Genomic DNA, 1,132 nt, shown 5'->3' with positions numbered 1-1,132 from the left:
GCGAGCCGGCTCGGTGCCGGTCCGTCCGCCTCGCGCCCGCAGGTCGGCGCCGGTGCCGGTGGCCCGCGTGCGGCGCTGCCCAGCCGGGACGGCGGTCCGCGCGGCCCGCAGAACGGGCAGGGTCCGGGTCCGCAGAACCCGCAGCAGAGCCCGCAGGCTCCGCAGCAGAACCCGCAGAACGCGCCGATGCCGCAGCGCCCCCAGGCTCCGCAGCGTCCGCAGGCCCCGCAGCCCGTGCGCGCCCAGAACCCGCAGGGCCCGTCCGGTCCGTCCGCGACGGGCAGCCTGTTCGACGCCGGGATGCCGGGTCCGGTCGCGCCGCAGCAGCGCACCCACGCCGATCCGAACGGGCCGGCCCAGCCGCAGGGCGGCCGCCCGGTGCTGCCGCCGCGCGGCGGTCCGCGCGCCGAGCTGCCGGGGGGCAACCCGCAGCCGCGCGTGCCGAGCTGGAGCGACGAGAACGCACAGCCGCACCTCGACGCCCCGCGCGGGCACGACGAGCCGGACTCCACGGCGCAGTTCCCGCCGGTCCGCGACGAGCGGCAGGGTCCGGGGTCGACGGCCGAGTTCGCCCGCCCCGACTTCGACGCTCCGCGGCCCGCGCCGCAGCAGCAGCACGGTCCCGGCCAGGACCAGGGCACCGGCCAGTTCATGCGGTCCGACGTCTACGGGGGCGCTCCGCGAGGCGGCATGCCCGACAACGGTGCCGCGGACCGGGGTGTGCCGAACTACGGCGTCCCCCAGCAGCAGAACGGCTACCAGGACCCGTCCTCCACCGGATCGTTCGAGCGCCCGGCCCCGCCGCAGCAGTACCAGCAGCAGAACGGCTACCAGGACCCGTCGTCCACCGGGCAGTTCGAGCGTCCGGTGCCGCCGCAGCAGCAGGGCGGCGGCCAGGACTTCCCGCAGCGCCCGCAGCAGGACGAGTACCTGCCGCCGGCCAGTGGTCCGGTCGACCAGCGCACGCCGCTGTTCGACACCCTGGAGACGAACTGGCGCCAGGGCCAGCAGGGCCAGGGCCGCGCGCCCCAGCCGCAGCAGCCCCCGTCGCAGCAGCCGCAGGCCCCGCAGCAGCCGCAGCACCGCGATCTCCCGCAGCGCGGTGGCCCGCAGCGTCCCGCGGCAGGCCGGC

1 pseudogene is annotated in these 1,132 nt (G+C 78.1%); it reads left to right on the top strand.

From position 1 onward, the window contains the following. Positions 1-1,132 (top strand): annotated as a pseudogene (locus GTW43_RS08930) (hypothetical protein); the annotation flags it as partial.

Source organism: Streptomyces sp. SID5785, from assembly GCF_009870065.1.
Taxonomy (GTDB): Bacteria; Actinomycetota; Actinomycetes; order Streptomycetales; family Streptomycetaceae; genus Streptomyces.
Note: the sequence above shows the minus strand (reverse complement) of the source record. Positions and strands in the feature narration are given on the sequence as shown.